The organism is Kitasatospora sp. NPDC057512 (genome assembly GCF_042802135.1).
In the GTDB taxonomy this organism is placed as follows: Bacteria; Actinomycetota; Actinomycetes; order Streptomycetales; family Streptomycetaceae; genus Kitasatospora.
Genome location: NZ_JBHVET010000342.1, coordinates 1 through 8,436, shown reverse-complemented (window position 1 = coordinate 8,436; position 8,436 = coordinate 1). Strand labels below are relative to the sequence as shown.

6 protein-coding genes are annotated in these 8,436 nt (G+C 75.2%); 3 read left to right on the top strand and 3 right to left on the bottom strand.

Annotated features, from left to right (window positions below):
- A partial coding sequence (locus ACFU6K_RS22025; protein WP_380665500.1) for a PucR family transcriptional regulator occupies positions 1 to 1,392 on the top strand: 1,392 nt, incomplete at its 5' end.
- 37 nt (positions 1,393 to 1,429) lie between these two features.
- On the opposite strand, the gene ACFU6K_RS22020 is transcribed toward ACFU6K_RS22025, so the two are convergent.
- Together ACFU6K_RS22020 and ACFU6K_RS22015 are read right to left on the bottom strand one after the other, a co-directional pair.
- Positions 1,430 to 2,920 carry an alkaline phosphatase PhoX gene (locus ACFU6K_RS22020; RefSeq protein WP_380665498.1) on the bottom strand — a complete coding sequence of 497 codons (1,491 nt, stop codon included), beginning with the start codon at positions 2,918 to 2,920 and terminating at the stop codon, positions 1,430 to 1,432.
- Between the two features lie 220 nt (positions 2,921 to 3,140).
- Entirely contained in the window at positions 3,141 to 4,448 is a 1,308-nt protein-coding gene (locus tag ACFU6K_RS22015) for a hypothetical protein (RefSeq protein ID WP_380665496.1), read from the bottom strand.
- A 136-nt stretch (positions 4,449 to 4,584) separates the two neighbouring features.
- Between ACFU6K_RS22015 and ACFU6K_RS22010 the strand changes: the two genes are divergently transcribed.
- Positions 4,585 to 5,058, top strand: coding sequence for a VOC family protein (locus ACFU6K_RS22010; protein ID WP_380665494.1), 474 nt, complete (start codon positions 4,585 to 4,587; stop codon positions 5,056 to 5,058).
- A gap of 55 nt (positions 5,059 to 5,113) precedes the next feature.
- Here the strand turns inward: ACFU6K_RS22010 and ACFU6K_RS22005 are convergent, their stop codons facing one another.
- The gene (locus ACFU6K_RS22005) at positions 5,114 to 6,730 is read right to left on the bottom strand and encodes a hypothetical protein (protein WP_380665492.1); all 1,617 of its coding nucleotides are present in this window, start codon (positions 6,728 to 6,730) and stop codon (positions 5,114 to 5,116) included.
- 359 nt (positions 6,731 to 7,089) lie between these two features.
- Between ACFU6K_RS22005 and ACFU6K_RS22000 the strand changes: the two genes are divergently transcribed.
- A complete protein-coding gene (locus ACFU6K_RS22000) occupies positions 7,090 to 8,424 on the top strand; it encodes an MFS transporter (RefSeq protein WP_380665490.1) in 1,335 nt (444 codons plus the stop codon).
- Positions 8,425 to 8,436: the final 12 nt, after the last annotated feature.

Here is an 8,436-nt window from a genome sequence, read left to right as displayed (position 1 = left end):
GGCCGGGCCGGGGCCGCCGCCGTCGCGGTGAAGCTGGACGGCCCCGGCCAGGCCGACGCGCTGCGCGAGGCCGCCACCGACGCGGGCGTCGCCCTGCTCTCGGTGCGCCGCGAGACCCGCTGGGAGCACCTCGACTCGCTGGCCCGGGCGATCATCGCCGGACCGGACGCCCCGGACGCCCCCGGCACCCCCGAGCCCAACGCGGGCGACCTCTTCTCGCTCGCCCAGACCGTCGCCGTGCTCACCAACGGCATCGTCTCGATCGAGGACACCTCCAGCCGGGTGCTGGCCTACTCCCGCTCCTCCGACTCCGACGAGGTCGACGACCTGCGCCGGCTGTCCATCCTCGGCTGGCAGGGCCCGGAGCCGTACCTGTCCAAGCTCCGCGAGTGGGGCATCTTCCAGCACCTGCGCAGCTCGGACACCCCGATCGCGGTCGAGCCGCACCCCGAGCTGGGCCTGCGCCGCCGCCTCGCGGTCGGCATCCGAGCCGGGGCGCAGCCGCTCGGCACCATCTGGGTGCAGGAGGGTGCCCAGCCGCTGGCCCCGCTGGCCGAGCAGTCCCTGGTCGGCGCCGCCCGGGTCGCGGCCGCCCAGCTGGTGCGCCGCCGCCGGGAGCTGTCCGCCGACGTCCGGCTCACCCAGACCCTGCTGACCGGCCTGCTGGAGGGCTCCACCGGCCCCCAGTCGCTCGCCACCCACCTCGGCCTGGACCTGCGGCGCCCGGCCACCGTGCTGGCCTACAGCGCGCACACCACCGACGTGCTGCACCGCTCCGACGTCACCGGCCTGATCTCGGTGCACACCGCCGCCCGGCACCGCACCGCGCTGCTCGCGCCGATCGAGTCCCGGGTGTACGTGCTGCTGCCCGAGTTGCCGCCCGGCCTGCCGATGACCACCGTGCGCGACTGGGCCTTCGAGGTGGTGGCGGCCGCCCGCGAGCACCTGGGCGTCCCGCTGCGCGCCGCGATCGGCTCGACCGTCGACGGTCTGGCCCAGGTCCCCGACTCCCGCGCGCAGGCGGACCGCATCCTGGACGCGATGGGCCGCGGCGGCGTGGACCTCGACGTCGCGGCGCTGATCGACGTCCAGGCGGAGGTGCTGGTCAGCGAGATGCTCGCGCTGCTCCAGGAGCGCACCGGCCTGCGCGACCCGCGGCTGACCGCGCTCACCGCGTACGACCGGCGGCACGGCACCCGGCTCGCCGAGTCGGTGCTGGCCTGGCTGGACGCGCTCGGCGAGGTCCGGGTCGCCGCGGACGCCCTGCACATCCACCCCAACACCCTGCGCTACCGGGTGCGCCGCGCCGAGCAGTTGACCGGCATCGACCTCGCCCAGCCGCAGCAGCGCCTGCTGGCGATGCTGCAACTGCGGCTGCCCGCGGACGAGTAGTCCACGGGCAGCCGCCACACTCAGTCCTGACGGACCGTCACTCGCCGTAGCCCTGGCCGCGCTTGTGCTCGTTCAGTCGGCGCCACGGGCCGCTGATGGCCAACTGGATGCCCGGGGTCTGGATGTTGGCGAACAGGGTCTTGCCGTCGTCCGAGAAGGTCACCCCGGTGAACTCGCTGAACTCGGGCTTCTCGGCGGTGCCGATGTTCAGCTCGTTGCGGGCGATCGGGAAGACCAGGCCCTCCTCGGTGGCGCCGAACAGGTGCGAGACGCCCTCGCCGTCCTCGCAGATCACGATGCCGCCGTACGGCGAGACGGTGATGTTGTCCGGGCCGTCGAAGTTGTCGTGGTCGCCCCAGACGTCGTTGTTGACGCCCAGCAGCACCTTCAGGGTGATGGTGCGGCGGTTCGGGTTGTAGAACCAGACCTGGCCGTCGTGCTGGAGCGGGCTCTCCGAGCGGGCGTAGCTGGAGACGAAGTAGAAGCCGCCGTCACCCCACCACATGCCCTCCAGCTTGCGGGCGCGGGTGACCTCGCCGTCCTTGAACTGCTTGCGCACCGAGACGGTCCTGGCGTCGCGGTCCTGGACCTTCACCCAGTCCACGCCGTAGGTGGTGCCGACCTTGGTGGCGCGGGAGAGGTCGTCGACGAACTTGCCCTGGGCGTCGAAGACCTTGAAGGCCTCCAGCACGCCGGCGTCGTCGGCCAGCTTGCGGAGCTTGTAGCGGCCGTGCTTGAAGCCGGGCGGCGGGGTCCAGCGGAACAGCAGGCCGTTGGGGTTGGAGGCGTCCTCGGTCAGGTAGACGTGGCCCTTCTTCGGGTCCACCACGACGGCCTCGTGGGCGTAGCGCCCGAAGGCCTTCACCGGCTGCGGGTCGCGGTTGTAGTCGTCGTCGAACGGGTCGACCTCGAAGACGTAGCCGTGGTCCTTGGTGAAGCCGTTCTTGCCGGCCTTGTCCTCGGTCTCCTCGCCGGACAGCCAGGTGCCCCACGGGGTCACGCCGCCGGCGCAGTTGGTGGCGGTGCCGGCGATGCCGACCCACTGCTCGACCGAGCCGTCCCGCTTGGCGTGCACGATGGTGCAGCCGCCGGCCGCGCCCGGGTCGTAGACGTGGCCCTCGGTCAGCGGCACCGGGTGCGGCCAGTTGGCGCGGGCGCCGGCCAGCTCGTGGTTGACGACCATCAGGTTGCCGCCGCGCTCGTCCTCGAAGGCGGAGGTGCCGTCGTGGTTGCTCGGGGTGAACTCGCCGCTGCGCAGCCTGGTGACGCCGGCCTGGTTGAGGACCTTGTACGAGAAGCCCTTCGGCAGGGAGAGCAGGCCGGCCGGGTCCTGGACCAGCGGGCCGTAGCCGACGGCGGTGCCAGCGGCCGAGTTGGTCCCGGCGGCCGCGGCGACCGGGGCCTCGCCGCCGACCGGGGCGGCGATCGCGCCCGGGGCGCTGGCCAGCGCCTCGGCGCCGCCGGCGATCAGCACGCCGGCCCCGACGAGGGTGGAACGGTTGACGAAGTCCCGGCGGGACAGCGACATGGCAGCAACTCCTGAGGATGAGCGGGGGCGCCGGTGCGGGATGCCGACGCCCAGCAGGCTCCGCCGGGCGGGTGAACCCGGCATGACGCCCACCCCACGCCCAGGCGGCCATTTGCCGACCGATGACCGTCACATGACCTGTGCTTTACTGAGGCGCTTCACCGGGGCCCGCAGGCTCATCAGGCCCAGCCCGCCGGGCCCGCCCCGCCCGGGCGCCCCGTCAGCGCCGCGCCGCCCGCCACTGCTCCCAGGCCGACAGCCACAGCTGCTCGGCCAGCCGCTGCTCCTCCCAGACCCCCGCCCCGCCGCCGCCCGGCCGCTCCCGCCACAGCTGCGCCCAGGCCCGCTGCGCCGGCAGGCTCGCCACCTCGCTCGCGAACACCGTGTACCGGACGACCTCCTCGACGGCCGCCTCCCCCTCCGCCGTGCCGACCAGCCAGTGCGTCTGCTGGGACAGCCGGTTGAGGTGGTTCACCATCGAGGTCACCGCCGCCGCGGCCTCCTCCCGGGTCTCGGTGGCCAGCCGCATCTGCTGGCGCACCGCCGCCTCCCAGCGCACCGCGCCGACCTCCCCGCGCAGCCCGCGCGGCAGCCTCGGCGTGCGCCCCACCCGCACCTGCGCCTCGATCGCGGCGGACTCGGCGACGCTCTGCGCGATCAGCGCCCGGTGCGCCTCCATCCCGACGGCGGGCGGCAGTTCGCGCTCCTCGACCGGCACCCGGCGGGCCCGCCGGGCGGCCAGGTCGCGCAGCAGCTCGGTGCGGCCGCGCAGGCAGCCCTCGAAGTCGCCGATCGCGCCGAGCTCCACCGCGCCGGGGGCCACCCCGCGCGCGCACACCGTCACGGTCAGCCCGCCGACCCGCAGCCTCCCGGCCCACACCGGCTCCGGACCGTCCACCGCCGGGGCGCCGGGCTCCGGCACCGGCCGGTCCTCGTGCACCTCCACCGCGCAGGGCTCGCCGTCCACCGTGATCCACGCGCGCAACGCCCGCACCCGGCCCGGCCCGTCGCCCTCGTCGACGCCCAACTGCTCGTAGACGCGGTCCCGTTCGTCCTCGACCAGGTCCTCCAGCTCGGGCAGCCGCTCACCCGGCCCGGCCCCCGGCCGGTAGGTGCGCACGGTCACGTACGGGCCGGCCGCCGAGCGCCAGTCGCCGCACTGGACCTCGACCCAGCGCAGCTCGCCGCCGGAGGTCTCGAAGGCGGCCAGCGCCTCACCGGCCAACGCCCCGTCGGCCGTCATCGTCCCGCCCGCGGGGGCCTGCCCCGCGGCCACGCCGTACACCGGGAAGTCGGCCGCCGCCAGGGTCCGGCGGGAGAACTCCTCCTGGTCGGCGAACCGGTCGGCGGGCCTGCCCGCGGGCCGACCGGCACCCTGGTCGGCCGACCGGTCCCGTGGCCGCTCCGCGGGCCGACCGGCGAAACGCTCCTCCCGGACCGGCCGGTCCGGAGCCGGGGCGGACCCCGAGGACCCGGCGTCCCGCTTCTGGTGCCTGCCGCCGCTCTCCCGCACCATCCTGTGCCGCACCCCCGAACCCTCGCACCCGCACCGCTGACGCCACCTTACGTGGCCGCAGCTGCCGGGTCATCAGCTCGGCCCCCGGACGGGGGTGGTGGCCGTGTCAGGGCGCCCGGTTGTCAGCCGCCCTCCCTAACCTGGCGGCATGACAGCACAGAACGACGCAGCACAGGACCGCACCGGGCAGGACGCCTTCCCCGCCCGGATCAGCATCGTCACCCTCGGGGTGACCGACCTCGAAGACAGCGCCCGCTTCTACGAGGCGCTCGGCTGGAAGCGCTCCACCGCCTCCAGCCCGGAGATCGTCTGGTTCCGCACCGCCGACTCGGTGCTCGGCCTCTTCCCCACCGAGGAGCTGGCCGCCGACGCGGGCGTGCCCGCCACCGGCGAGCCCTCCTTCCGCGGCGTCACCCTCGCGGTGAACCTGGAGTCCCCCGCGCTGGTGGACGCCGCGCTGCGGACGGCGGTCGAGGCCGGCGCCGTGGTGGTCAAGCCGCCGGTCCCGACCGACTGGGGCGGCTACTCCGGCTACTTCGAGGACCCGGACGGCCACCTCTGGGAGCTGGCCCACAACCCGTTCTTCCCCTTCACCGAGGACGGCTCACTGGACCTCCCGTAGACCCCCGTAGACCCTCGGACCGCCGTACGGTGCCGCTCGGGCCAACTCGGAAGGCTCAGCTCCTGGAGCGCGCCTTGAAGGCCGCCTTGCGCGCCTCCTTGGCCAGCGCCCGGTCCGGGTGCAGCTCCCCGATCGCCTCCAGGACCTCCGCCGTGTACGGGTGGTCGACCCGCCACAGCTCGCCGAACCACCCCGCCGGATCGCCGTTCACCGGCAGGTCGGCGACCAGTTCGCCCAGCAGCTCGGCGTCCCCGCCGTTGTCCAGCAGCTGGGCGGCGAAGGTGTCGACCACCGTCCACAGCGCCATCGCCCGGTCCGGCACCGGGACGTCCGTCGCCCCCTGCGCGGTCAGCCAGGCCCGCACCGCGCCGCCCAGCTCCGGGTCGTCCATGACCTCCCGGGCGGCCGGCTCCGCGCCCGGCCCGAGCAGGTTGAGCGCCGAGACGCAGAGCATCCGGCGCAGCGGGCCGTAGCCGTCGGAGCCGCGCGCCGCCGCGAGCAGCTCGCGCGCCGCCGCCACCGGCTCCCGGTCGGCGGTCCACGCCCGCAGCTCCTCCTCCGGCAGCACGTTGGCCGACTCGCACACCCCGCGCAGCAGCTCGGCGGCGTCCCCCTTGGCCAGGTCGCCGACCAGCGGCGCGTCGTAGCCGTCCTCCAGCAGCCACTGCCGGATGCCGTACTGGCCGAGCGGGGTGAGCCGGACCAGCCCGAAGCGGGCCGACTCCTCCTCGTCCAGCGGCTCCTCGCCGACCACGGCGGGCTCCTCGCCGTCCTCCTCGTCGAACAGCTCGGGGTCGATCGGGCGGTAGTCCAGCAGGCCGAGCTCGGCGAGGTCGCCCAGCATCGGGTCCAGCGCGACCATCACGTCCGTGATGTCCCCGAGCAGTTCCTCGCTGGGCTCCTCGCCCTCCGGGACGACCAGCAGCGCCGCCAGCACGCCCAGCGGCACGGTCTCGTTGCCGGGCTCGGCGAAGGCGGTGGTCTCGTAGAGCACCTGCAGGGCCTCGTCCAGCAGCTCGGCGGCCTCGTCACGGGCCTCCTCGACCTCGGAGAGCGCGTCCTCGTCCTCCTCGCCCTCCTCGGCCTCCGCCTCCCCGGCGCCCTCCTCCGGGACGGAGTCCGCCTCGACGGCCAGCTCCCGGACGATCCCGGCGGCGGTCAGCCACAGCTCCAGGACGGTCTCCGGGTCGCCCTGCTCGGCGGGCTCCAGGTCCGGGCCGGGGACGGCGACGTGCTCGCCCTCCGCGGTCGTACCGAGCTCCACCAGGTCCAGGTCGCAGGCCAGCGACCAGGCCCGCAGCGCCTCGACCTCGGCCTCCTCGGGCACCTCGCCCTCGGCCGGGGCCAGGCCCAGCAGCCTGGCCGCGGGCGCCCGGTCCGCCTCGACCAGGTCGCCGAACTCGTCCACCGCCAGGTGCGGGGCGGCCCAGCGGGCCAGCGCCAGCGCGTACCCGAACATCGGTACGGCCTTCGCCTGCTCGGCCAGTTCGCGCTCGGCGGGCAGCTTCACCGGCGGGACCAGGACGGCCGCGTCGTCCAGGTCCTCGTCGTCCAGCCCGTGCGCGGCGAACGCCCCGTAGAGGTCCTGGAGCTCCAGGTCGGCGGGCAGCACCGCCTCGGCCGCGCCCTCACCCGTCGAAGCCCCGGTGTTCTTGCGACGTCGTCCGGCCATCGTTGTGCGCTCTCCCTCAGCCAGCGGTCAGCCCAACAGCGCCGCGTACCGATCCATCACCTCAGCGTATAGGCCGGGCACCCCCGACGCCCGGCCGTACGGGGCGCACCCAGGGGCGCGCGCCATGGGCGTACGCCCACCCCTTATCCTTCGGTCTGGTACCGCGCACACCCCGCGCGTGCCACCGGGGCAACGAAGCCCGACCGCCCTCCGCCCGACCCCGGGCCGGAGGGGCCCTCTTCAGCTCACCTCGCCCCACCAGGGAGCCCGTACCCTCGGCCACCACCACAGCGCCTCCGGACGGGCGCGCCGGCACACCCCGCCGCCCCGGTGGTGCCCGGCCACAGGAGACCCCTGCCATGGCGGACCTCTCCCCCGCCGGCTCCGGCCTGCGCACCGCGCAGCTCGACGGACGCCGACTGTCGGAGGCCCTGCTTCCCCTGGAGCTCGCGCCGCGCGCCCAGCTCCGGCTCGCCGCGATCAGCCGCTGGAACGCGCTGCGCGGCGTCCGCGTCGGCCTGGTGGCCGCCGCCCTGCTGCTGATGCTGATCGGCGCCAACCTGGCCACGCCGATCTACTCGCTCCTCCAGCAGCGGCTGCACCTCACCGCGCTCGACACCACCGTCCTCTTCGCGATCTACGTGCTGGCGCTGGTCCCGGTGCTGGCCGTGGTCGGCCACTGGTCCGACCACCTCGGCCGGCGCGCCCTGATCCTGCCCGCCGTCGCGCTGTCCGCCGTCGGCGACGTGGTTTTCGCCACCTCCGGCAGCTTCTGGCAGCTCGCCGCCGGCCGGGCCGTCCAGGGCATCGCCGTCGGCCTGTCCACCGGCGCCGCCGGGGCCGCCCTCGGCGACCTGCTGCCCGGCCAGCCGACCCTGGCCGCCAAGATCACCCTGGCCTGTTCCGCGGGCGGCGTCGCCCTCGGCCCGGTGGTCGGCGCCCTGCTCGCCGGCGGCTCCGACCCGCTGCTGACCCCGTTCCTGCTGCACGCCATCGCCCTGCTCGCGCTCTGCGTGCCGCTGGCCCTCCTCCACCCCCGGATGCCCGGCCGCAGCCGCCCGCCGGCCTCCCCGCCCCGCATCACCACCCCGGCCCACCTGCGCCCCCAGCGCCTGCGGCTGCCGCGCACCGGGCGCCGCGAGTTCCTGCTCGCCGCCACCGCCGGCTTCATCTCCTACGCGGTGTTCGGCGTCTACCTCAGCCTGGCCCCGGCCTTCGCCGCCAAGCTGCTGCACACCGACTCCAAGCTGGTCGGCGCGATCGTGGCCGCCCTCCTGCTCGGCTCCTCGGCCGCCACCCAGCTGCTCGTCCCGCCGACCTCCGACCGCGTGGTGACCGCCCTCGGCATGACCGGCCTGGCCACCGGCCTCGGCCTGGTCGTCGCCGCCCAGTACACCGGCACCCCGGCCCTGCTCTTCATCGGCAGCGTCCTCGGCGGCGTCTCCCAGGGCGTCGCCTTCCGCTCCCTGTTCACCAGCGCCGTCACCGCGATGAACCCCGAACGCCGCGGCTCCGAACTGAGCGCCCTCTGGGTCATCGTCTACCTCGGCAGCTCCGCCCCCATCATCGCCCTCGGCGCCCTCGTCCAGACCTACGGCCTCCTCCCCTCCGTCAGCGGCTTCGCGGCCCTCGCCGCCCTCGCCTGCACCGCCCTCGCCCTGGCCGTCGCCCGCAGGCCCAAGCCCACGGCCTGACGGCCCGCACAC

What these genes read in the sequence shown, in the direction of transcription:
- ACFU6K_RS22020 (WP_380665498.1), bottom strand. Translation starts at nt 2,920, where the DNA reads ATGTCGCTGTCCCGCCGGGACTTCGTCAACCGTTCCACCCTCGTCGGG.
- ACFU6K_RS22005 (WP_380665492.1), bottom strand. Translation starts at nt 6,730, where the DNA reads ATGGCCGGACGACGTCGCAAGAACACCGGGGCTTCGACGGGTGAGGGC.
- ACFU6K_RS22000 (WP_380665490.1), top strand. Translation starts at nt 7,090, where the DNA reads ATGGCGGACCTCTCCCCCGCCGGCTCCGGCCTGCGCACCGCGCAGCTC.
- ACFU6K_RS22010 (WP_380665494.1), top strand. Translation starts at nt 4,585, where the DNA reads ATGACAGCACAGAACGACGCAGCACAGGACCGCACCGGGCAGGACGCC.